Origin of the sequence: Nocardia jiangxiensis NBRC 101359 (assembly GCF_000308615.1) — a bacterium.
Classification (GTDB): domain Bacteria; phylum Actinomycetota; class Actinomycetes; order Mycobacteriales; family Mycobacteriaceae; genus Nocardia; species Nocardia jiangxiensis.
The window spans coordinates 224,595-246,814 of record NZ_BAGB01000040.1; the positions used below are offsets into that span (position 1 = coordinate 224,595).

Annotated in this window: 19 protein-coding genes and 1 pseudogene; 8 read left to right on the forward strand and 12 right to left on the reverse strand. The window is 67.8% G+C overall.

All coding sequences use genetic code 11. The features are described from left to right. Positions 1-101: 101 nt before the first annotated feature. On the forward strand, positions 102-1,436 hold the full coding sequence (locus ON40_RS13480; protein ID WP_040822225.1) for a family 1 glycosylhydrolase: 1,335 nt from the start codon (positions 102-104) through the stop codon (positions 1,434-1,436). A gap of 195 nt (positions 1,437-1,631) precedes the next feature. On the opposite strand, the gene ON40_RS13485 is transcribed toward ON40_RS13480, so the two are convergent. Beyond that, a complete protein-coding gene (locus ON40_RS13485) occupies positions 1,632-2,519 on the reverse strand; it encodes a LysR family transcriptional regulator (protein ID WP_040822227.1) in 888 nt (295 codons plus the stop codon). 103 nt (positions 2,520-2,622) lie between these two features. On the opposite strand from ON40_RS13485, the gene ON40_RS13490 reads away from it, so the two are divergent. From ON40_RS13490 to ON40_RS13505, 4 genes are read left to right on the forward strand one after another with little or no spacing between them, the layout of a single operon-like run. Beyond that, the gene (locus ON40_RS13490) at positions 2,623-3,483 is read left to right on the forward strand and encodes an HTD2 family dehydratase (RefSeq protein ID WP_040822230.1); all 861 of its coding nucleotides are present in this window, start codon (positions 2,623-2,625) and stop codon (positions 3,481-3,483) included. 13 nt (positions 3,484-3,496) lie between these two features. Then, positions 3,497-4,690 carry a CaiB/BaiF CoA transferase family protein gene (locus ON40_RS13495; RefSeq protein WP_040822231.1) on the forward strand — a complete coding sequence of 398 codons (1,194 nt, stop codon included), beginning with the start codon at positions 3,497-3,499 and terminating at the stop codon, positions 4,688-4,690. Positions 4,691-4,720: 30 nt separating this feature from the next. Then, positions 4,721-5,875, forward strand: a complete 1,155-nt coding sequence (locus tag ON40_RS13500; protein WP_040822234.1) for an acyl-CoA dehydrogenase family protein — start codon at positions 4,721-4,723, stop codon at positions 5,873-5,875. Next, positions 5,875-6,684, forward strand: coding sequence for an HpcH/HpaI aldolase/citrate lyase family protein (locus tag ON40_RS13505; RefSeq protein ID WP_040822236.1), 810 nt, complete (start codon positions 5,875-5,877; stop codon positions 6,682-6,684). Before ON40_RS13500 ends, ON40_RS13505 begins: the two co-directional genes overlap by 1 nt. Before the next feature lie 134 nt (positions 6,685-6,818). Here ON40_RS13505 and ON40_RS13510 read toward each other — a convergent pair whose 3' ends face one another. Further along, positions 6,819-7,298: an SRPBCC family protein gene (locus ON40_RS13510; protein WP_040822237.1), complete on the reverse strand. Its 480-nt coding sequence runs from the start codon at positions 7,296-7,298 to the stop codon at positions 6,819-6,821. A gap of 108 nt (positions 7,299-7,406) precedes the next feature. On the opposite strand from ON40_RS13510, the gene ON40_RS13515 reads away from it, so the two are divergent. After that, complete coding sequence (locus ON40_RS13515; RefSeq protein WP_040822240.1) at positions 7,407-7,811, forward strand: winged helix-turn-helix transcriptional regulator; 405 nt, start codon at positions 7,407-7,409, stop codon at positions 7,809-7,811. Between the two features lie 111 nt (positions 7,812-7,922). Here ON40_RS13515 and ON40_RS13520 read toward each other — a convergent pair whose 3' ends face one another. The 6 genes from ON40_RS13520 to ON40_RS13545 form a co-directional block, all read right to left on the reverse strand. Further along, positions 7,923-9,539 (reverse strand): AMP-binding protein, encoded by a 1,617-nt coding sequence (locus ON40_RS13520; RefSeq protein WP_040822590.1) that lies wholly within the window; start codon positions 9,537-9,539, stop codon positions 7,923-7,925. Between the two features lie 197 nt (positions 9,540-9,736). Beyond that, positions 9,737-10,507, reverse strand: a complete 771-nt coding sequence (locus tag ON40_RS13525; RefSeq protein WP_040822242.1) for an SDR family NAD(P)-dependent oxidoreductase — start codon at positions 10,505-10,507, stop codon at positions 9,737-9,739. Positions 10,508-10,574: 67 nt separating this feature from the next. Beyond that, positions 10,575-11,336, reverse strand: a complete 762-nt coding sequence (locus ON40_RS13530; RefSeq protein ID WP_040822244.1) for a crotonase/enoyl-CoA hydratase family protein — start codon at positions 11,334-11,336, stop codon at positions 10,575-10,577. 1 nt (position 11,337) lies between these two features. Next, positions 11,338-12,516: a thiolase family protein gene (locus tag ON40_RS13535; protein WP_040822246.1), complete on the reverse strand. Its 1,179-nt coding sequence runs from the start codon at positions 12,514-12,516 to the stop codon at positions 11,338-11,340. A gap of 122 nt (positions 12,517-12,638) precedes the next feature. After that, a complete protein-coding gene (locus ON40_RS13540) occupies positions 12,639-13,487 on the reverse strand; it encodes a mycofactocin-coupled SDR family oxidoreductase (RefSeq protein ID WP_040822247.1) in 849 nt (282 codons plus the stop codon). A gap of 52 nt (positions 13,488-13,539) precedes the next feature. Next, positions 13,540-15,081 carry an aldehyde dehydrogenase family protein gene (locus ON40_RS13545; protein WP_040822249.1) on the reverse strand — a complete coding sequence of 514 codons (1,542 nt, stop codon included), beginning with the start codon at positions 15,079-15,081 and terminating at the stop codon, positions 13,540-13,542. A gap of 121 nt (positions 15,082-15,202) precedes the next feature. On the opposite strand from ON40_RS13545, the gene ON40_RS13550 reads away from it, so the two are divergent. Then, positions 15,203-16,423 carry a CaiB/BaiF CoA transferase family protein gene (locus ON40_RS13550; RefSeq protein WP_040822250.1) on the forward strand — a complete coding sequence of 407 codons (1,221 nt, stop codon included), beginning with the start codon at positions 15,203-15,205 and terminating at the stop codon, positions 16,421-16,423. 109 nt (positions 16,424-16,532) lie between these two features. Beyond that, entirely contained in the window at positions 16,533-17,831 is a 1,299-nt protein-coding gene (locus tag ON40_RS13555; RefSeq protein ID WP_040822251.1) for an amidohydrolase family protein, read from the forward strand. A gap of 238 nt (positions 17,832-18,069) precedes the next feature. Here the strand turns inward: ON40_RS13555 and ON40_RS54540 are convergent. The 4 genes and pseudogenes from ON40_RS54540 to ON40_RS13575 all read right to left on the reverse strand — a co-directional run. Next, a pseudogene (locus tag ON40_RS54540) lies at positions 18,070-18,447 on the reverse strand (isochorismatase family protein); the annotation flags it as partial. A 68-nt stretch (positions 18,448-18,515) separates the two neighbouring features. Continuing rightward, positions 18,516-19,529, reverse strand: coding sequence for an aromatic ring-hydroxylating oxygenase subunit alpha (locus ON40_RS13565; protein WP_040822253.1), 1,014 nt, complete (start codon positions 19,527-19,529; stop codon positions 18,516-18,518). A gap of 139 nt (positions 19,530-19,668) precedes the next feature. After that, a complete protein-coding gene (locus tag ON40_RS13570) occupies positions 19,669-20,562 on the reverse strand; it encodes an alpha/beta fold hydrolase (RefSeq protein WP_040822255.1) in 894 nt (297 codons plus the stop codon). Further along, the gene (locus ON40_RS13575) at positions 20,559-22,217 is read right to left on the reverse strand and encodes a thiolase C-terminal domain-containing protein (protein WP_040822256.1); all 1,659 of its coding nucleotides are present in this window, start codon (positions 22,215-22,217) and stop codon (positions 20,559-20,561) included. The genes ON40_RS13570 and ON40_RS13575 overlap by 4 nt, the downstream gene beginning before the upstream one ends. Between the last annotated feature and the right edge of the window lie 3 nt (positions 22,218-22,220).

The following is a 22,220-nucleotide window of genomic DNA, read 5'->3' on the forward strand; positions in this document are numbered from 1 at the left end:
CGAACAATGACCAGCGCTCCGGAGCGCCCGACCAGTACAGACCGACGTTCCGGCGAGCGTTTCCGCTCGACCACGAGCAGTACTCGACGCCGAGGAGTCCGATGCGCCCGCTCACCCGACGCCACGCCCTGGCCGCCCTCGCCGCGGGCACCGCCGCCGCCCTGGCCGGACCCGCGGTCACCGCGGCGGCGCGCCCGGCACCCCCGGCGAACCTCCCGCCCTTGGGCCGCGATTTCCTCTGGGGCGTCGCCAGCGCCGGATTCCAATGCGAAGGCCACGCGCTCGACAGCAACTGGACCCGCTACGTCGCGAAGAACCCCGACTACGACCCCTACCGCAACGCCGTGGACTTCTACACCCGCTACCCCGCCGACATCGCCCTGGCCGCACAACTGGGCGTGCAGGTCTACCGCATCAGCATCGAATGGTCCCGCATCCAGCCCCATCCGGACGCCTGGGACGACGCGGGCTTCGCGTTCTACGACCACGTCGTGGACACCATCACCGCACACGGCATACGCCCCATGCTCACCCTCGACCACTGGGTGTACCCGGGCTGGGTCGCCGACCGCGGCGGCTGGGCCAATCCCGACATGACCGCGCTGTGGCTCACCAACGCCCGAAAAGTGGTGGACCGCTACGCATCCCGCAATCCGCTCTGGGTCACCTTCAACGAACCCGCGTTCTACATCGTCAACGAGCTCACCAACGGCGGCCTGTCCGCGGACCGCGTGCCGATGATGCAGCAGCAACTCGCCCGAGCGCACAACAGCATCTACGACCACATCCACCAGTGCCGGCCCGGCGCACGCGTCACCAGCAATATCGCCTACACCGCCGGCACCGCCGAACCCGTCGTCAACGGTCCCATGCTCGATGCCATCGCCGCCAAACTCGACTACATCGGCATCGACTACTACTACGGCTACAGCCCGCAATCGGCCCTGACCACCTCCCCCGCCGACTTCAAGAAGCTGTGGAATCAGCCGCTGCAGCCCGAAGGCATCTACTACGCGCTGGAATATCATGCGCGCCGATTCCCCGGCAAACCGCTGTACATCGTCGAGAACGGCATGCCCACCTACAACGGGCAACCCCGCGCGGACCACTACACCCGCGCCGACGACCTCCGCGACACCGTCTACTGGCTACAGCGCGCCAAGGCCGACGGCATACCACTGATCGGCTACAACTACTGGAGCATCACCGACAACTACGAATGGGGCAGCTACGCACCACGTTTCGGCCTCTACACCGTCGACGTACTCACCGATCCGGCACTGACCCGACGGCCCACGGACGCCGTGCCCGCCTATACGGCGATCACCCGCGCCGGGGGCGTCCCCGCCGGATACCTGCCCACGCGCGCCCCGGCAGCCTGCGCCCTCGGCGATGCCCCCACCAGCTGCGTCGACCCGGTCACACTGCCGCACTGAGACGTTCACGGTTTGCTGCTGTGGTCACCGGACCACGACTGGCGGACACCCCTGCGCGCCCGCGCCTTCCGCGCATCCATGCTGGACCCGTGGTGGCCGGGCGCTTCCTGGCCGGGAGCCGCCCACGACTCGGCAGGATGAACCGCCCTCGAGGTCCGAGCGGGCGTCCGACGGCCTTCGACAGTCCGGCTCAGCTCACAGAGCGGACCATTCCTCGGACACGACGAAGGCCCGGAAACGGTCCACCACCGGCGATTCGGGCTGGTCCGCGCGCCACACCAGCCCGAGCACCCGGTGCGCGGCGGGGTCGGTGAGCGGGAGGTAGACCGCATTCGGGTCGGCTCGGTGCGGGCGCGGCCGGGGTACCACGGTGACGCCGAGCCCGGCCGCGGCCAGGCTCTCCATGGTCGCGATCTCGGCGCTCTCGAAGGCGATCTCCGGCTGCTCGCCGACACGGGCGAGCAGGTCCTCGGTCAGCCTGCGCAGGCCGAAGTCCGGGCCCAGCAGGATGAACGGCTCACCCGCGGCCTCGGCGATCTCGACGCTGTCCTTGCCGGCGAGCCGGTGGCCGCGCGGCACGACCAGGCACAGCTGCTCGGTGTGGATCGTGTGCCAGGCCAGATCCCGGGAGTCCGGACGCGGTCCGGTCACGGCCAGATCCACGACGCCGTCGCTGACCAGTGCCTCCAGCTCGTACGTGGCCGCCTGCGTCAAGGTGAACTGCACCTGCGGCGCCCGCGCCCGGAACCCACGGATCACCTCCGGCGCCAACCAGGTCGCGACCGAGTGCAAGAAACCGAGCCGGACCGTACCGTGCTCCGGATCCCGCAGCACCCGGATGTGCTCGGTCGCAGTGCGAAGTTCGAGCAGGCTGCGCCGCGCGTGCCGGAGCAGCACCTCACCGGACGGGTTGAGCCGCAGGCGTCGATTGACGCGGTCGAACAGCGGCGCCCCGATCTCGTGCTCCAGCCGCGTGAGGCTGCGCGACAGGGTGGGCTGGGTGATGTTCAGTCGCTCGGCCGCCTGCGTCATGTGCGCCGTCTCCGCCAGCGCCACGAACCACTCCAGGTCCTCGGTGTTCATGCATCGATCGTATCGAGACGATGAAAATGTTTCATTTCACGTATCACTGTTGCTGGGGCACGATTCAAGGACGCCGCTGAAGTCGACCGACGGAGGAACCAGCATGCCCACACCGGACACCGAGGGCCTCCTCGCCGCAGCCCTGCGGGATTGGCGCCCACCGATCGTCGAATCTGCCCGGCGCGTCGACCCCTGGCAGTCCGCGGCCTTCGCCGCGTTGCTCGATGCCCCCGCTCCGGCGGACGAGCTGCCCCCGCTGTGGCACTGGTTCACCCTGATCGACCACCCCGCGCAGGCCGAGATCGGCGAGGACGGGCACCCGGCCGACGGACCGTTCCTGCCGCCGATTCCGGGCCGCCGCCGGATGTTCGCGGGTGGTCGCTTCGAGCAGTGGGCCCCCATCCCGCACGGCTGCGAGCTGTCCGCCCGCTCTGCGGTGGCCGACGTGAACCTCAAGACCGGACGAACCGGGGAGATGGCATTCGTGACCGTCCGCCACGAGCTCGCGGCGGACGGCGAACCGGTCGCTCGCGAGGAGCAGGACATCGTGTATCGGTCCGAGCCGGCGGGCACGCCACCGCGGACGATTCCTCGGCCGGACGGCGACGAGCCCGAGCCGGCCGGAGCGTGGCGGCGCAGCCTGACCACCGATCCGGTGCTGCTCGCCCGGTTCAGCGGCCTCACCTACAACGGGCACCGCATCCACTACGACCGGCCGTACGTGACCAGCGTCGAGGGCTACCCGGACCTCGTCGTGCACGGGCCGCTGCTCGCCCTGCTCGCGCTGGAGCTACCGCGCGTGCACGGCGCTCGCGTGCGCAGCATCGCCTATCGGCTCGTCCGGCCCGCTTACGTACCGGCAACGGTGGTGGCCGCTGGATCCCGCGACGGCGACGAGCTGTCGGTCACCGTCGCCGCGCACGGCGCCGCGCCGTCGCTGACCGCCTCGATCCACCTCGCATGAAAGGCCGGACCCGATGACATCCCAGGCCGCTCCCCCGCCCCTGCACGACCTCACCGTGGTGAGCCTGGAGCAGGCCGTGGCCGCCCCGTTCGCCACCCGCCAGCTCGCCGACCTCGGCGCTCGCGTGATCAAGGTCGAGCGCCCGGGGTCCGGTGACTTCGCCCGCGGCTACGACGAAGCGGTGCACGGGAACTCCAGCTACTTCGTCTGGCTCAACCGCGGCAAGGAGTCGATCACCCTCGACGTCAAATCCCCGGATGGGCGCGCGGTGCTGGGCGAGTTGCTCGACCGCGCGGACGTCCTGGTGCAGAACCTCGGCCCCGGCGCGGCGGAACGGCTCGGCGTGGACGCGGCGTCGCTCGCGCGGAGCCACCCCCGGGTCATCCCGTGCACGGTGTCCGGCTGGGGCACCAGCGGTCCCTGGGCGGACCGCAAGGCCTACGACCTGCTCGTGCAGTGCGAGACCGGGCTGCTCTCGATCACCGGGACCCGGGACGAGATGGCCAAGGCCGGGATCTCGGTGGCCGACATCGCCGCCGGTATGTACGCGTACTCCGGCATCCTCACCGCCCTGCTACGTCGAGCCACGACCGGGCTGGTGTCCGCGGTGGAGGTCTCGCTGTTCGAGGCGCTCGCCGAATGGATGGGCGCGCCCGCGTACTACACCCGCTACGGCGGTCGGCAGCCCGCCCGCGTCGGCGCCCAGCACGCCACCATCGCCCCGTACGGCCCCTATGACACCGCGGACGGCAGCCTGCTGCTGGCCGTGCAGAACGACCGCGAGTGGCACGCACTGTGCACGGTCGTGCTCGGCGATCCCGCCGTCGCTACCGATCCCCGCTTCGCCTCGAATTCGGCACGCGTGGCCCATCGCGCGGAACTGAACGAACTGATCGGCCGCACACTGAAGACAGTGACGACCGCGGCCGCCGCGACTCTGCTCGACGAGGCCGGTGTGGCCAACGCCGGCCTCAACCGGATCGAGGAGTTCCTCGACCACCCGGTGCTCGCCGAACGCGAGCGGTGGCACGAGGTCGCCGTACCCGGTGGCGTCGTCGCCGCCCTGCGACCTCCGGCCGACCTCGCCGGCGTCGAGCCGGTGATGGGCGCGGTCCCCGCACTGGGCGAGCACACCGACGCCATCCTGCGCGAACTCGGCCGCTCCGCCGCCGACGTCGCCGACCTGCACGACCGCGCCGTCATCTGAACTTCCCGACCCTTTCGAAAGGACCCCACCATGAGCACGCTGAGCAGCGAGGAACGGTACGTCGTCGATACCGTGCGAGAGTTCGTCGATCGCGAGGTGAAACCCGTTGTCCAGCAACTGGAGCACGCCAACGAGTACCCCGAGAAGATCATCGAGCAGATGAAGGCGCTCGGCATCTACGGCCTCGCGATCCCGGAACCGTGGGGCGAGGCGCCGGTCTCCATGCCCTGCTACGCACTGGTCACCGCCGAGCTGGCCCGAGGCTGGATGTCGCTGGCCGGGGCGATGGGCGGGCACACCGTCGTGGCGAAACTGCTGCTGGCGTTCGGCACTCAGGAGCAGAAGGACAGGTACCTGCCGCGGATGGCGACCGGCGAGCTGCGTGCGACCATGGCGCTCACCGAACCCGGCGGCGGGTCGGACCTGCAGGCGATGTCCACCCACGCCCGCCTCGACGCGGACTCCTACGTGATCAACGGGACCAAGACCTGGATCTCCAATGCGCGCCGCTCCGGGCTGATCGCCCTGCTGTGCAAGACCGACCCGAAAGCCGAACCCCGCCACAAGGGCGTCTCGGTGCTGCTCGTGGAGCACGGACCGGGCCTGACGGTGTCCAAAGACCTGTCCAAGCTCGGGTACAAGGGTGTGGAGACGTGCGAGCTGGTCTTCGACGACATGCGCGTGCCCGCCTCCTCGGTGCTGGGCGGCGTCGAGGGCAAGGGGTTCGCACAAATGATGAAAGGGCTGGAGACCGGCCGCATCCAGGTCGCCTCCCGGGCCCTGGGCGTCGGGCAGGCGGCATTCGACGATGCCTTGCGTTACGCCCAGGAGCGCGAATCGTTCGGCAAGCCGATCTGGCAGCACCAGTCCATCGGAAACTACCTGGCGGACATGGCCACCAAACTGACCGCGGCGCGCCAGCTGATCCTGTTCGCAGCGGAGAAGTTCGACGCCGGTGAGCGATGCGATATGGAGGCCGGGATGGCGAAGCTGTTCGCCTCCGAAACCGCGATGGAGATCGCGCTGAACGCGGTTCGGATCCACGGCGGCTACGGCTATTCCACCGAGTTCGACGTCGAGCGTTACTTCCGCGATGCCCCGCTGATGATCGTCGGCGAAGGCACCAACGAGATCCAGCGCAACGTGATCGCCGCGCAGCTGGTCAAGCGCGGCGGGCTCGACTGATGCCCGCAGACGTGCGCGGTCCGGCACTGCTGTTCTGCCCCGGTGACCGGCCGGACCGGTTCGACAAGGCGCTCGCCGCGGCGGACTCGGTGATCCTCGACCTCGAGGACGCCGTCGGTCCGCAGCACAAGGACATCGCTCGCAAGCACGTGGTCGAGGCGCTGGGACGTCTCGACCACGAGGCCGTGCTGGTCCGGGTCAACGCTCTCGAAACCGCCTGGCACGCCGATGATCTCGCGGCGCTGGCCCCGTTCCGGGACGTCGTGGTGATGCTCCCGATGGCCGCCTCCGCGGCGGCGGTCGAGTCGATCGCGCACCCGGTCGTCGCGTTGTGTGAAACCGCCCGCGGGATTCTCCGCGCCCCCGAAATCGCTGCCTCGCACAACTGCGTCGGGATGATGTGGGGCAGTGAGGATCTCGTCGCGAATCTCGGTGCCGACCGCGGGCGGGCAGCCGACGGCGGTTACCGGCCCGAGGTCCTGCACGCCCGGACCCAGATACTCTATGTCGCCCGCGCGAACGGGGTGACGCCGATCGATACCGTGCTCGTCGATATCGCCGACCTGGACACCCTCGCCGCGGACAGCGCCGCCGCGGCCGCCTCCGGCTATACGGCCAAGGCCTGCATTCACCCGACGCAGGTCGCGGTCGTGCGGTCCGCGTTCCGCCCCTCGGATGGCGAGATCCGCTGGGCGCGAGACGTTCTCGCCGAGGCCGATGCGCACAGCGGGGTCTTCACCTTCGAAGGCCGCATGGTCGACGCACCCGTACTCGCCCACGCGCGCGGTGTCCTGCGGCGAATTCGGTAGTGCCACAACGCCCGCACCCGCCGAATCGCCGACACGATCGATCGCCTCGGACACGCCGTCGTGGCGCAGATTTCCGGAAGTTCGGCGCGGTGCTATCGGGCCCCGTGTGGCGCCAGCCCGCGAGCAGATGTCTGTCATCGGCCGTCGTTCAGGTGTTCTCGATCGAGCAGGGAACTGATGTGGCGGTGCAGACCTCGGACGCTTTCGGCGCTGGCTTCGGCGATGAGGGCGCGTTGCTCGGGGGTGTACGGCGCGTCGGGGTGGTAGAGAGTGCGGCGGGTGAATGTCGTTGCGCCTTCGCCGTCCTCGGTGAGCAGGTATTGCAAACCCGCACCGGCGTCGTTGTCGACGATCAGCGAGGACTTGCCGTATTCCTGGTCGACGACGCGCCAGTAGAGGTCGTGTTCGCTGCCGTCCTCGAGACGACCGGCCTCGTAGACGATGTCGCCGACGCGGTACGGACGTTCGGTGACGCCGCCGACGCCGCGGGTGGAGACGTGCCATTCGAGCCAGAAGCGAGCCTGGGTGACCAGGTCGAAGACGGCGCTGGAGGGGGCGTCGAAGGTGACCGTGTTGCTGTCACCGACGAGCCAGTCGTCGAACTCGGTACTCATGTCGTAGCCTTTCCATCGGAACAATCTGCACTCTCATAATGAGAGTGCTCTCGATATGAGAGTTGACATGCGGAGGGTGGGTCCTATTCCACGGAAGGGGTACAGGTCATGGGTGACAGACAGCCGGAACGCCGGGTGTCAGCACGCGAAGTGCTCGAGCGGGCGAGCCTGGTGCGAGAGGCCTTCCAGACGATCGCCGACACCTGGTCGATGTTGATCATGCTCGCCTTGCAGGACGGCGCCCTGCGCTACAACGAACTCAAACGCGCGGTGGGCGGCGTCAGCGAACGCAGGCTGTCGCAGACGCTCAAACAGCTCGAGCGCGACGGGGTGGTGAACCGGAACCTCGTGCGCGCCATGCCCTCTCACGTCGAATACAGCCTCACCCGGATCGGCGAAGAGTGTGTCGACTCCCTCGGCCCGCTCCTGTCCACCATCCTGAAGAACGCGCCGGAGGTCGCACTCGCGCGGCGTCGGTACGACGAGCAACACTCGCAGGTCCCCGGAAATTAGACAGGAACACGCGCCAGGCTGAGGAAGGTTACTCCGATGACCGAATCCTTCTGGAGCGGAAGGCGAATCGGGTCAGCACCGCGACAGTCCGCCAGGCGAACAATCGTACGCTCACGCCTGTTCGACCTCCTGTGACACCCGCTTCGCAGCCCAGCGGTAGTCCGGCTTGCCGTTGCCCAATCGCCGGATCTCGGTCACGAACACGAATTCCTTCGGCACCTTGAATCCGGCCAGTTCGAGTTTGCACACCCGACGCAGCGCCGTCGCGGTGAGTTCCGCCTCCGGCTGCGGGCACACCAGGGCCACGACCTCCTGCCCCCAGCGCGCACTGGCCCGCCCCACCACCAGCGCGTCGGCGATTCGCGGATGTGCCCGCAGCACCTCCTCGACCTCCTCCACGAAAACCTTCTCGCCGCCGGTGTTGATCACCAGCGAGTCGCGGCCCAGGAATCGCAGGCTGCCATCGGCGGCCACGCTCGCGCGGTCACCGGGGATGGCCATGCGCTGTCCGTCGATCTCCGGGAAGGTGCGCTCGGTGGCCTCGCGGTCGTCGAAGTAGCCGAGCGGAACCCGACCCGTCCTTGCCGCCCAGCCGATCTCACCGTCGCCGGGTTCGAGGAAGCGGCTGCGGTCGTGCGAGACCGCTGTCGCACCCGGTCCCGGATCGAACGTGTCGACCTCGGCGCCGCGACGGCTGCGCCCGTAGGCCATACCGCCGGTCTCCGAGGCGCCGTATCCCTCCACGACCATCACGTTCGGCAACAGTTCCAGCAGCTCGCGCCGATGCTGCGCATTGGTCGCCGCTCCCCCGGTCCCGATGACGAACAGCGACGACAGATCGTAACGGCCGCTATGCAATTCGCGCACGAGCGGGCCCGCATACGCGTCGCCGACGATCGTCATCAACGCCGCACGCTCACGCTGTGCGACCTCGAGTGCCGTACGGGGATCGAAGGATTCGCGGTCGTCGTACAACACGATCGTCTGCCCGGCCAGCAGGCCCGCGAACGCGGTCATGATCCCGGCGGCATGCGACAGTGGCGACACCGCGAACCACACCTGCCCGGTCGCGTGCGCGAGTTCGCGCAACGGCGCGGCGGATTCGTGATCGGCGCCGTTCAGCGACGACACGTACAGATCGCTCTGCCGCCACAGCACCCCCTTGGGACGTCCGGTGGTCCCGCCGGTACACAGCATGATCACGTCGTCGGGGCTCGGCGCGACCACCCGCTCGGCACTCCCGAGAGCGATCGCGGTCTCCAATGGCACCGTCCCCTGCGGCGCGGCGGCATCATCCCCGTCCTCGATCGAGATCAGCAGCTCCACTCCCTCCGGCGCCGCCTCGGCAACCACCGGCCCGAAGGAACGGTGAAAGACGATGCCGCGCGGCCGGATGCAGCTCAGCAGCTCGCGAATCTCACGCGGGGTGTAGTGGTAGTTGATGTTCACCGGGACGACCCGGGCCTGCACGCAGCCGATCAACGTCTCGAGATACAGGTCGTTGCGCATGAGCAGCGCAATACGGTCCTGGCCGCACTCCCAGCGGTTCAGCTTCTCGCGCGGCGTATGCGCGCCGAACCCGCACTCGGCCAGGAAATCGGCGAACCGCCGGGCACGCTGGGCGGATTCACCGAAAGTGCTTCTGCGAGAACCGCAGACGGTCATCGCTCGATCCGGGACCGCCTCGGCTACCGCGTCGAAGACGGCCCCTATGCTCCATTCGCTCAACGCCGCCCCGATCTCCCACGGCCGCCACGACGGGCAGACCTGGCCGTTCTCCGATAGATGACGCTGCTGTATCCCTGTCGGTAACCGCATTGCGAGCGTCGGCTCGAACACTGGCGTCGAACCGGGCGGAGACTGCCGCGCATCGTGGTGGCTCCAGCCCGGGTTCACCACGACGCGCTACGCAGTCTCCCTCGTGCTCATCGCGGCTGGAACCGCTGTGCTCCGTCGAGCCGCACGACCTCACCGTTGATGTAGGGGTTCTCCAGCAGGTGCTGAGCCAGGAACGCGAATTCGTCGGGTGCGCCGAGCCGCTTCGGGAACGGCACGGCGGCAGCGAATTTCGCGAGTTTCTCCTCACCGAGGAATTCCATCAGGGGCGTGCGCATGGTGCCGGGTGCGATGGTGTTGAGCCGGATGCCCACCGAGCTCAGATCCCGGGCGCCCGGCAAGGTCAGCCCGATCACCCCGCCCTTGGCCGCCGCGTAGGCGGACTGACCGATCTGGCCCTCGTAACCGGCGATCGAGCTGGTCATCACGATCGCGCCGCGTTCACCGTTCGCCTTCGGATCCAGTGTCGCGATCCGGGCCGCGGCCACCCGCAACACGTTGAAGGTGCCGCTGAGATACAGCCCGATCGTATCGGTGAAACCCTTGAAGGTGTGCGGGCTGCCGTCCCGGTTCACCACCCTCTCGAGAACACCGAAGCCGCCGTGCGCGATCACCACGTACCGCAGCACACCCAGCTCGTCGGCCTTGGCCAAGCTGGCCGCGATGGCGTCCTCGTCGAGTACGTCGGTGTGCGCGTAGGCCACCTTGTTGCCGAGCTCGTCGGCCAGCTCCTTGCCTTTCTCATCGTTGACATCGGCGATGAGCACCGCCGCTCCGGCGCCGTGCAGGCGACGCACCGTGGCCGCACCCAATCCGCCGGCGCCACCGGTCACCACTACGACTTCACCTTCGAACGACACAGCGTCTCCTGACTTTCATGATCATTTGTCGGGCAGGGCGGCCGCCACGGCGGCCGAACGAAACCCCCTACGTACCGGTCCATTCGGGCTTGCGCTTCTGCGCGAACGCCGTCGCGCCCTCCTGCGCGTCCTTGGACTGGAAGACCGGGATGACGAGTTCGAGCTGTTTGCGCCACATCTCCTCGGTGGACCAGTCGCTCGACTTGACCAGGACCTCTTTGGTTTTGGCCACCGCGAGCGGGCCGTTGGCGGTGATCCGCTCGGCCAGCGCCAGCGATTTCTCCAGTGCCGCACCGGGTTCGGTCAGCTCGTTCACCAGGCCGTAGCCCGCGGCCGCCTCGGCGGTGAAGCTCTCGCCGGTCAGCGCCAGCTCCATCGCCTTCTGGTACGGGATGCGATGCTGCAACCGCAGCAATCCACCGCCCGCCGCGACCAGGCCCCGTTTGACCTCGGGGATACCGAATTTCGCGGTCCGCGAGGCCACGATGAGGTCCGTCGCGAGCACCAGTTCGGTGCCACCGGCCAGGGCGTACCCTTCGACCGCCGCGATGATCGGCTTGACCGGTGGACGTTCGGTGAAACCGAGTCCGCGACCGGGCACGATCACCACCTCGCCCGCAGTGAAAGCCTTCAAATCCATTCCCGCGCAGAAATTTCCGCCCGCACCGGTCAGCACGGCGACCGAGAGTTCGGGACTCTCGTCCAGTTCGTCGATCGCATCGGCCAGCCCCTGGCTGACCGCGGTGTTGATCGCGTTGCGCGCCTCGGGCCGGTTGATCGTGATCACCAGCGTGCGCACGCGGCGTTCGCGCAGCACTTCATCGGACATCTCAGACCTCCACCACGAGTGCGCCACCCTGGCCGCCACCGGCACACATCGCCGCGATGCCGATGCCTCCGCCGCGACGGCGCAGCTCGTACAGCAGCGTGGTCACCATGCGCGCGCCCGAGGCCGAAATCGGGTGTCCGAGACTGCATCCGCTGCCCGAGAAGTTCACCAGTTCCTCGTCGATCCCGTGCTCGCGACAGGCCGCGATCGGCACCGAGGCGAATGCCTCGTTGATCTCCCACAGCGCCACGTCCGAGACCTTCAAGCCCGCGCGGTCGAGGATCTTGCCGATCACCTTCCCCGCCGCCAGGCCGTTGTCCGCCGGGGTCATCGCGGCATTGGCCCAGGCCCGCACGGTACCCATCACCTCGAGCCCCTCCGCGGCGGCGAAGTCGTCGCCGACCACCGTCACCGCGGCGCCGGCATCGTTGATTCCGCTGCTGTTGCCCGCGGTGATCGAGAAGCCCTCGATCTCCGGATGCAGCACCGGCAGTGCGGCCAGCCGCTCCAGAGTCGTTCCGCGCCGGGGGAATTCGTCCACCGCGAAGTCGACCACCGAACCGTCGAGCTGCTGGACCTTGATCGGCACGATCTCGTCCAGGAATTTACCGGCGTCGATCGCGGCGATGGCGCGCTGATGCGACCGCAGCGCCCAGGCGTCCATCTCCTCGCGCGAGATCCCGGCCTTCTTCGCGGTGTTCCACCCGACGGTGATCGCCATGTCCAGGGTCGGCGCGTCGGGCGTCTCGGGGTGCGAGGGTGGCATCCACGGCTCGACGAACTCCATCTCGGCCTTCCCGGGTACCCGCCACTTCATCAGCGGCGCGGTCGACAGCGACTGCACGCCACCGGCGACGATCACCCGCTCCATATCCGAGACGATGTGCGCCGCACCGTTGGCGATCGCGGTGAGACTGCCGGTGCAGTGCCGGTTCACGGCCTGTCCGGGGACGGTCTCCATTCCGCAGGCCACGGCCGCGTGTCGCGCCAGATCTCCGCCGCCGTAATTCAATTCGGCCAGGATGACGTCGTCGACCACCGTCGGATCGATACCGGCCCGGCGCACGGCCTCCGGCAGGACGGTAATCGCCAATGTCTCCGCGGGCACATTCGCGAGCCCCCCTTTGAAGGATCGTCCGATCGCGGTCCGGACCGCACTCACGATGACGGGTTTCGCCATACCTCTCAACCTCTGCACCACTCGTGCCGCACCACCCGGGCGCGGCGAGCCAACACTGCTAGTACGAATTACTGTAACAAATACGGTATAGCACCGTCATGGCTCGACCTCGATCATTCTTCTCACCTGCCCCACGGGACGGCCTTGACGTAACCGCCGGCGTCCACCCGCAATTGGCTACCAGTGATGTAGCGTGCGTCGTCACTCGCCAGGAAGACGACGAGATTCGACACGTCCTGCGGTTCGATGTACGGAATCGGCATGGCCTGCATCGCATGGAAGGCGGGCTCGGCCTCCTCACGGGTGGGCGAGGTCTTGTCCGGGCGGAACACCTGATACATGCCCTCGTTGTGCAGCATGTCGGTGTTCACGTTGGTCGGGTGCACGGCGTTGACCCGAATCGACTGCTTGGCCAGCTGGATCGACAGGTCGTTGACGTAGTGTGCGACAACCTGTTTCGCGAAGCTGTAGGCCGACCCGCCGGGTCCCTGCTTGGTGGAGCTGCCCAATTGCGCTGCCAGCGATCCGGTCGCGATGATGGCCCCGCCCGCACCCAGGTGCGGCAGGCTGCCCTGGATGACGTTGAACACCCCCGCGAGATCGGTGTCGATCGTGTCCGACCAGGACTGCATGCTCTGCCCCTTGCCCAGGGGCGCGATACCGGCGTTCGCGACGACGATGTCCAGGCGTCCCAGCGCCTGCACACCGGCGGCGATCGAGCTCCAGACCGCGCTGCGTTCGCGCACGTCCACGATGACGGGATGGGCTCGTACGCCGTGCTTTTCGACCAGGCGGACGGTTTCGTCCAGATCCTCGGGCCGGGACAGCGGATAGGTGTTGCCGTCGAGGTCCGCGCACAAATCCAGTGCGATGATGCTCGCCCCCTCGGCTGCGAGACGCACCGCGTGCGAGCGGCCTTGCCCGCGTGCGGCACCGGAGATCACCGCTACCTTGCCGTCCAATTTTCCCACGGGTGACATCCCTTTCCTCGGTTCGATGATCGGCCCAGCGGCCACGAATCGGTCAGTGCTGCCTGGGAATCCGGCTGCCGATGGTCTTGGTCTCGAGGTATTGCCCGAAGCCCTCCAGGCCGCACTGGCGGCCGACGCCGCTGTTCTTGTAGCCGCCGAACGGCGCGTCCGCGCCGTAGAACATGCCGCCGTTGACCCCGATCGCGCCGGTGCGGACGCGGCGTGCGACCGCCATGGCCCGGTCGGTCGATGCGGACAGCACCGCACCGGCCAGGCCGTAGGCGCTGTTGTTGGCGATGCGGATCGCCGCGTCGTCGTCGTCGAACGGGATCATCACCAGCACCGGCCCGAAGATCTCCTCCTGGGCGATCGCCAGATCGGGGTCCTCGCAGACGAATACGGTCGGCTGCACGTAGTGACCGCCCGCCAGTTCCACGGGCAGCGACTCGACGCTCCTGCCTCCGGTCACCAGACGAGCGCCGTCCACCGTCGCCCGGGTGCACGCGTCCAGGACACGCTTGCGTTGAGTCGCGGTGATCACCGGTCCGACCAGCGTGTCGGGTGACGCAGGATCGCCGACCGGGACCGCGTCGAACGCCGACGCGACACCGGCGACCATGTCGTCGAATGCCGAGCGATGCACCAGCATCCGGCTCGTCGCGGCGCACGCCTGCCCGGCGTGCACGCAGACGCCCACCGCGCTGCGCAGGGCCGCGACCGGATCGGCGTCCTCCAGCACGATCAACGCCGACTTTCCGCCCAATTCGAGAAATGTGCGCTTCATCGTCTCCGCGCCCAGCCGCATCAGCGCCCGCCCGACCGCGGTCGACCCGGTGAACGAGATCATGTCGACCCGCGGATCGGTGGCCAGCAGGCTCGCGACGTCGTTGGACGGCGTCGGCACGACATTGACCACACCCGGCGGGATATCGGTGCGCTCGGCGATGATCCGGCCGATCCGGGTGGCGTTCCACGGCGTGTTCGGATCCGGCTTGAGCACGACGGTATTTCCCGCGGCCAGCGCGGGACCGAGCTTGTTCAGAATCACCTCGACCGGGAAATTCGACGGGCAGATCGCCGCGACCACACCCACCGGTTCCTGAACCACCGTGCGCACATTGCGTTCGCCGAACAGCCCGCCGCCGCAAAGGGTTCGCTCCCATTCGAATTCACCGATCAGCCGCGCGGGGTACCGCAACGATTCGGCCAGCGGCCAGTCCAGCTGCGCGTTGCGCAGAGTCATCGTGGGACATCCGACCTCCGCGACGAGTTCGTCGGCGAACTCCTGCTTTTCGTCCTCGAGCCCCTGCTGCAGTTGCGCCAGGCAGCGCCGGCGCAGCGCTCGATCGGTGGACCACCCGGTCTCGTCGAACGCACGCCTGGCGGCGTCGATCGCGCGAAGCATGTCCTGCGGACCGGCCGCGGCGGTGACACCGAGCGAAGCGCCGGTGGCCGGGCTGAAGTTCTCGAACTCCTCGCCATCGGTCGCCGAGGTCAGCTCGCCGTCGATCAGCAGGCGAGGCTCGGCTCGCGCCGCTGCGCGGCGACCCACATCGGCACTGGTGGCCGGGGTCTGCCCGACGATCTCGCTCACATTCCCTCCTGATCATCGGCAGCAGAATCCGCGATGTCACGAAATCCATTCTGGATGAGTAACTGTAACGTTTACCGTATAGTTCTTCAAGACATCGAGCGATCGGAAGAAGGGAACACCCATGTCGGGCCTGCTCAACGGCATTCGGGTTGTCGAACTGGCGTCCTGGACATACGTCCCCTGCGGCGGCGCCGCCCTGGCGGACTGGGGCGCGGAGGTCATCAAGGTCGAGGACACCGCCGGGGGTGACCCGTGCCGCAATCTGGTGGTCGGCGGTCTGACTCCCGAAAGTTCCCCGGTCCGCGCCAATTTCATGATGGAGCTGGGCAATCACGGTAAGCGCAGCATCGGGGTGAACATTAAATCCGAGCGTGGCCGCGCGATCATCGGCAAGCTGATCGCCAGTGCGGACGTCTTCCTGACCAACTGGCTCCCGGGGCCGCTCGAACGCGCGGGCCTGACCGTGCCGCAGATCCGGGAGTTCAACCCGAACGTCGTCATCGCCCGCGGCAGCGGCCACGGCAGCCGGGGCGCCGAGCGGGACCGGGGCGGCTTCGACGCGGCCAGCTATATGGCCCGCGCGGGGGTCGCATATGCCCTGTCCCCCAGCGACGTCGAATATCCGGTGACCCAGGGCCCGGCGTTCGGCGATCTGCAAGGCGGGATAACCCTCGCCGGAGGCATCGCCGCGGCCCTGTTCCATCGCGAGCGGACCGGGCGAGCCCCCATCGTGGACAGTTCCCTACTGGCCCAGGGTATGTGGGCGATCGCACCGGATATCGCGGCGGCGGACTACTACGGAGTCGATCGCATCCCCGCCGGGCCGGCGGGCACCGCACTCAACCCCGCGGTGAATCGCTACAAGACCCGCGACGGACGGTGGGTGCAGCTGATGCTGTTGCAGACCGACCGCTTCTGGCAGGGGTTCTGTGAGCGGATCGGCAGGTCCGATCTCGCGACCGACGAGCGCTTCGTTCCGCTGTCCAACCTGGTCGCCAATCAGGAGGCCGCCACCGCCGAATTGCGCAGGACGTTCGCCGAACGCGATCTGAGCGAATGGCAGAAGACGCTCGCCGACGAGCCCGCCGTCTGGGCCACCCTCGCCAGCCCTCGGGAAGTCCTGGACGATCCGCAGGTGGCAGCCAACGGGTATCTGATGGACGTCACCGACGACACCGGTAAACACTACCGAACCGTCTGCGCCCCTGTGCAATTCGATGAAACTCCGCCGCCGCCGAGTCACTCCCCCGAATACGGCGAGCACACCGAGGCGATCCTGCTCAAGCTCGGACTGGACTGGGACGACATCACCGCAGCCAAGGACGACGGCGCGATTCTCTGAGCGCCGCCACCCGTGCCGCGCGAGCAGTCCCTATCGACGAGTCCGCCAGGACAGCTACCCTAAGCTATATCGTAAGCAATACAGTATGCCTTTTCGAAGGAGCGTGATCATGGACGAGAACGACATGATCCTGATCAGCGTCGATGACCACATCATCGAACCGCCGGACATGTTCAAGAACCATCTGCCGCAGAAGTACGCCGCGGACGCCCCGCGGCTGATCCACACCGACGACGGCGCCGATGTGTGGAAATTCCGCGAGGTCACGGTGCCGAACGTGGCGTTGAACGCCGTCGCGGGGCGCCCCAAGGACGAGTACGGCCTCGAACCCGAAGGGCTGGACGAGATCCGGCCCGGCTGTTACGACGTGGACCAGCGCGTCCAGGACATGAATGCGGGCGGGGTTCTGGCCTCGATGAACTTCCCGTCGTTCCCGGGCTTCGCGGCCCGGCTGTTCGCCACCGAGGACCCGGACTTCTCCCTGGCTCTCGTGCGCGCTTACAACGATTGGCACATCGATGAGTGGTGCGGCGCCTATCCCGGCCGTTTCATCCCGATGGCCTTGCCGGTGATCTGGGATGCGCAGGCGTGCGCGGCGGAGGTCCGCCGCTGCGCGGACAAGGGCGTGCACTCGCTGACGTTCTCGGAAAACCCTGCCGCACTGGGCTATCCGAGTTTCCACGACCCGTACTGGAATCCACTGTGGCAGGCATTGGTGGACACCGACACCGTGTGCAGCGTGCACATCGGATCCTCCGGCCGGTTGTCCGTGCCCGCGGTCGATTCGCCCCCGGATGTGATGATCACGCTGCAGCCGATGAACATCGTGCAGGCTGCCGCCGATCTGCTGTGGTCGCGGCCGGTCAAGGACTACCCGGACCTGAAGATCGCGCTATCCGAGGGTGGCACCGGCTGGATCCCGTACTTCCTCGAACGCATCGACCGCACCTACGAGATGCATTCCGCCTGGACGTTGCAGGACTTCGGCGGCAAACTCCCCTCGGAGGTGTTCCGCGAGCACTTCCTGACCTGTTTCATCAGCGATCCGATCGGTGTGCGGCTGCGCAACGAGATCGGCATCGACAACATCTCCTGGGAAATGGACTACCCGCACAGCGATTCCATGTGGCCGGACGCCCCGGAGGTGCTGCACGAGGTGCTGCGTCGTGAGCAGGTGCCGGACGACGAGATCCACAAGATGACTCATCTCAACGCCATGCGCTGGTACTCCTTCGATCCGTTCCAGCATGTGCCGCGCGAGCAGGCGACCGTCGGTGCGCTGCGAGCCGCGGCCGCCGATCACGACGTCAGTATTCAGGCGCGCAGTCACAAGCACACGTCGGCGGAAGACAAGCTCGCGGCGTTCCAGACCCAGATCAAGGCGGCCACCGCGCACACCGCGAGCTGACCCGGCCACCGCAACACGCCTGTCGCGGTCCTGACGGACGCCCACCTGGCCGGTCCCCGGCCAGGTGGGCGTCCGTCGTTTCCCTACGTATTTCGCGACTACGTCAGCCAACCCATGTGGATCGCATGGCTTCGCGAGACGACTGCCGACTACTGCGCCCGGAAAAGTGTTGCGGCGCACTCTCGTCGAAGAACTCGCCTAGCGGGACTGCTGCGTCCAGGCGTCGATCAGCTCGGCTGTCGTGGAACACTGCGTCCAGATCGGTGCCACCCATGGGGCCCAGGCCGTGTCCGCGGGTCAGGACGAGGTCGATCGGTTCGGGGCCGAGTTCCGGCAAGATCGCGGCTCCCGGACTTCCGGGCGTCACATCGACTCCGCACCGCCCGATGTCGAACAGTTTCGCATTGTGGTTGGCGCCCTGGCCATCTGCGCGCCGCGTCACCACGCAGTGCACGATCCGGACTCCGGCCGCGCGCGCTGCGGGCAGCAGCCTGCCGATATTGGGCAGCGCCTCGCGCCGGGCCTCGTGCGCCAATGCCGCGAGCCCGGCATCCGGGCCCACCACCGCACCCTGGCACTCCTGAACGACCACGGCCGTGCGGTCCGGCGCAACCAGCTGCGCCGGTAACGCCGGGCGGGCCGGGCGCGTCGCGGCGCGCGAATCCCGGCCGCCGCTCGATGCGCTCACGCCGAGGTGCTCGCGGCGTCCTGCGGGGGCACGTCGTAGAACTGTGTGGCCCATTTCCGCAGCGACAGATAAGGCTTCACATCCTTGGGCGACAGCGGCGGATGCTCGACGTACTTCTGATACCGCCAGATGCTGAGGTCTTCCCAGACGGTGATCAGGAACTGCTTCTCCACCCGCTCGCGAACCTCCGGCGGCGGCACATCGGACTCGTCGCCGGGATTTCGTGGCCACCAGATGGAGTAGAACAGGTCCGAGCATTCGTCATCGACGGGCGTCGTCGCGAAGATGAGCCGGTGTTTCGAGGAACCCTCGAAGGCGCTGATCGACCCGCCCAGTCCGAACATCTGCGCATGGATCCGCAGCGCCATCTTGTCCGGGTCGGCACTGCGCGCGTCCGGCCACCCGGTCAGGAAGGACCAGGTGTGATCCTCTTCGCGCCAGTCCAGCATCTGCGGAGTGACCGTGGCGCCGTGCACGTATTCGAAATGCAGACTGTCCGGGCCGTTTTCCAGAACCACCTGCGGATGTACCGGCGCCCGCTCGCTCTTGCGGGAGAACTCCGGATACGGCCGGTAGTAGCCCGACGGGTCGATCCCGACATCGGGGAACAGTTCGAAGATGTCGGGCATCTGCCATTGCGGCTCCTTGCCGTGGGGCTGATGCCACATGAACACACAACCGTTCTGTTCATCGACCGGGTAGACGCGCAGCCGCAGACCGCGGTTGACCCGGTCCTCCCCCGGAATCTTTCGATTGCGGCCGTCCGGGCCCCATCGCCAGCCGTGGAACGGGCACTCGACGCAGTCACCGACCACCTTGCCGCCGTGGCCGATGTGCGCGCCGAGGTGCCGACAGTGACCGGTGAGAATATGCAGCCCACCGGATTCGTCACGGTAGGCCACGAGATCCTCGCCGAAGTACCGCAGCGGCCGGACCTCTCCGGTCGGGAACTCCGCGGACCACCCCACCATGAACCACCCGGTGACCTTCCAGGTGAAGGGAACCTTCACGTGACACCTCCAGAGGACACTTCAGTCGTACTGTTTTATTTACAGTAGTACATCCAGCAGGTCGGCGCGACCCCCGGTTCCGGTCGATCGCGGCCGGTGCGGGTTCCGCTTTCCGGTGCCGCAGTGGCGATCTCGCGGATCACCGTGCCGATCGCAGCACGCACTGCTCCACGAACGACAGCAGCCCGAGGTGATACGCGCGCGCGGCGTATCCGACGCTGAGGGTGTGGCCGCTGTCGGGCTGAAGGGGGTGCAGGAACCGGGGAGCGCCCGCGAACAGCGCTTGGATCTCGGCGAGGGCGGCGGGATCGGTTCGCCAGAATCTCTCGTATTCCGCGTGCGTGCACCGGACGGGAATCCGCACGTGGCGGGCGAGTTGACGCAGATCCTCGGGCCAGTCCCGCAGCACCGTCCCCTCGTAGGGTGGGCTCGAGCAGCCGATCAGCTTGCCGCCCAGAAGTTCCGGCGGAAACAGATCGGCCGGGTACCACAGCATTTCACCGATCAGCGCCGCGCCCCGGCGCGTGCGCGTCATCTCGTCGATCCGTGCGCGCGCCTCGGTGTGCTTGCGCAACCCGGTGCCCGCGAGTTCCACGCCCAGCAGCGTCTGCCCGCGCTGGTCCGCGGCCATCCGCAACGCCAGGTCGCAGCCGGCCGAGTGGGCCGACAGGAACACTCCCGCACCCCGCGGACGCGAATCCAGCAGGGTCTCGGCGAGCCCGTAGCAGGCATCCACCCGCCGGGCCGGTTCGTCGAAGGTGCGTGCGTACGGCGCCGAGGCGCCGTATCCGGGCCGGTCGAGCGCGAGCACGGTGAAACCGAGTGCCGCGGCGGTGCGCAGCAGCGACAGTGCGGGATGACCCGGGCAGTCGAAATACCGTGCGGTGGTTGCGCCGCCGTGCAGTGCGAGCACAACCGCGCGGGGCTGATCGGCCTCGACGCACAACGCCGACATCGGTATCCCGTCGACTTCGACCACCCGGGGAATCACGACGTCTCGCTCGACTCCCTCCGTCACCATCTGCGCGGTCATCGATCCGTCCTCAGCAACAGGACGCCACTGGGCGTCAGTCCACCGCTGGTGACGACCGCGACCCGGGCATCGGGAATTTGGCGCGCCCCGCCGTCGCCGCGCAGTTGGGTCACCGCTTCGTGCACCAGGCCCATACCGTGGGTCCGGCCGTGGGACAGCTGGCCGCCGTGAGTGTTCAACGGCAGGATCCCTTCTCGTGCAATGTTTCTGCCCTGGTCGAGGAAGTCCTTGGCCTCGCCGATTCCGCAGAATCCGAGCGCTTCGATCCACGACAGGCAGTTGAAGGTGAATCCGTCGTAGAGTTCGGCGACGTCGACATCGCCGGGCCGCAAGGTCGTGCGGGTCCACAGATGTGCGGCTTGGCCGAGCACCTGGGGCTCGTGCGTCAGTGTGCTCTGGTCCCATTCCAGGCGTTCGAGGATCTGCGTGCCCACCGCCTCGACCAGCACCGGCGGCCGGGCCAGATCACCCGCGGTCTCGCGCGCGGAGACGATCACCGCGACCGAGCCGTCGCACGGCACATCGCAGTCGTACAGGCCGAACGGTGTGGTGATCGGCCGGGCCGACAGGTAGTCGTCCATGCTCAGCGGGTCGCGGTAGATCGCCGTGGGGTTGTGTGCGGCGTTGGCTCGCTGATTCAGCGCGATCCAGCCCAGGGTTTCGCGATCGGTGCCGTAGGTGTGGAAGTGCCGTTGCGCTGTCTGGGCCAGGATGTGTGCCGCCGAGACGGCGCCGAAGGGCGCGAGCCAGCTGTCGGTGATGCCCGCTGATGGCGAAATCCGCCCGGCCCGAACCAATTCCGCGTAGGTGGATTCCCACACCGTCCGGAAGGACAGCACATGCCTGGCGAAGCCCGCCGCCACCGCCAGCATCGCCGCGATCACCGAACCGCCCGGCCCGAAGGTCTCGCCGCCGCCGTTGTACCAGGTCGGTCGAATGCCCAGCGCCGATTCCACCGCGGTGACACCGCCTTCGGTGAACGGGCCGAGGGCACCGGAGCCGGGGTAGGTGGACAGACCGTCGATATCGGCCAGGCTCAGCCCGGCGTCCTCGACGGCTGTCCGGCACGCCTGCACGGTCAGCGACAGCGGATCGGCCATCAGCCGACGCCCCAAGCACGACATGCCGATTCCCGTGAGAGCCACTTTGTCCTCGAACTTCTCGGCCGAGGCCATCGGACGGACCAGCGCAGGTATCGCATCGGGACGAATGTCGTCGGCGGGCAACGGATTCGGAGGGTTCGGCGGTGGCGCCGGGCGGAACATCGGTAACCAGACCGCACCGGCGCGCTCGAACACCACTTCCATCCGGATGCCGAGTTCGAGCTGCTCGGGCTCGCATTCCACGACGTTGGTCGTCAGCCGGACCCGCGAATCCTCCTCGAGCGCAACCTGTGCCACCACGTAGGGCGGCGGCAGGCCGGGCGGGGCGAACCGGTGATTGACCGTGAAACCGATGAGCGTCCCGAATCCGGAGACCGCTCGCACACCCATGTCCGAGCCGTGGCAGTACCGGCACACCGGCTGCGGTGGATGGATCAGCGCCGAACACGCGGCGCACTGCTGAATCCGCAGTCGTCCGTCCGCACCGGAGTTCCAGTAGAACTCGGTCTCCGGTGTCACGGACGGTAGCGGACGCGTCGGATCCTCGGGCACATG

What these genes read in the sequence shown, in the direction of transcription:
- ON40_RS13480 (WP_040822225.1), top strand. Translation starts at nt 102, where the DNA reads ATGCGCCCGCTCACCCGACGCCACGCCCTGGCCGCCCTCGCCGCGGGC.
- ON40_RS13485 (WP_040822227.1), bottom strand. Translation starts at nt 2,519, where the DNA reads ATGAACACCGAGGACCTGGAGTGGTTCGTGGCGCTGGCGGAGACGGCG.
- ON40_RS13490 (WP_040822230.1), top strand. Translation starts at nt 2,623, where the DNA reads ATGCCCACACCGGACACCGAGGGCCTCCTCGCCGCAGCCCTGCGGGAT.
- ON40_RS13495 (WP_040822231.1), top strand. Translation starts at nt 3,497, where the DNA reads ATGACATCCCAGGCCGCTCCCCCGCCCCTGCACGACCTCACCGTGGTG.
- ON40_RS13500 (WP_040822234.1), top strand. Translation starts at nt 4,721, where the DNA reads ATGAGCACGCTGAGCAGCGAGGAACGGTACGTCGTCGATACCGTGCGA.
- ON40_RS13505 (WP_040822236.1), top strand. Translation starts at nt 5,875, where the DNA reads ATGCCCGCAGACGTGCGCGGTCCGGCACTGCTGTTCTGCCCCGGTGAC.
- ON40_RS13510 (WP_040822237.1), bottom strand. Translation starts at nt 7,298, where the DNA reads ATGAGTACCGAGTTCGACGACTGGCTCGTCGGTGACAGCAACACGGTC.
- ON40_RS13515 (WP_040822240.1), top strand. Translation starts at nt 7,407, where the DNA reads ATGGGTGACAGACAGCCGGAACGCCGGGTGTCAGCACGCGAAGTGCTC.
- ON40_RS13530 (WP_040822244.1), bottom strand. Translation starts at nt 11,336, where the DNA reads ATGTCCGATGAAGTGCTGCGCGAACGCCGCGTGCGCACGCTGGTGATC.
- ON40_RS13535 (WP_040822246.1), bottom strand. Translation starts at nt 12,516, where the DNA reads ATGGCGAAACCCGTCATCGTGAGTGCGGTCCGGACCGCGATCGGACGA.
- ON40_RS13550 (WP_040822250.1), top strand. Translation starts at nt 15,203, where the DNA reads ATGTCGGGCCTGCTCAACGGCATTCGGGTTGTCGAACTGGCGTCCTGG.
- ON40_RS13555 (WP_040822251.1), top strand. Translation starts at nt 16,533, where the DNA reads ATGGACGAGAACGACATGATCCTGATCAGCGTCGATGACCACATCATC.
- ON40_RS13570 (WP_040822255.1), bottom strand. Translation starts at nt 20,562, where the DNA reads ATGACCGCGCAGATGGTGACGGAGGGAGTCGAGCGAGACGTCGTGATT.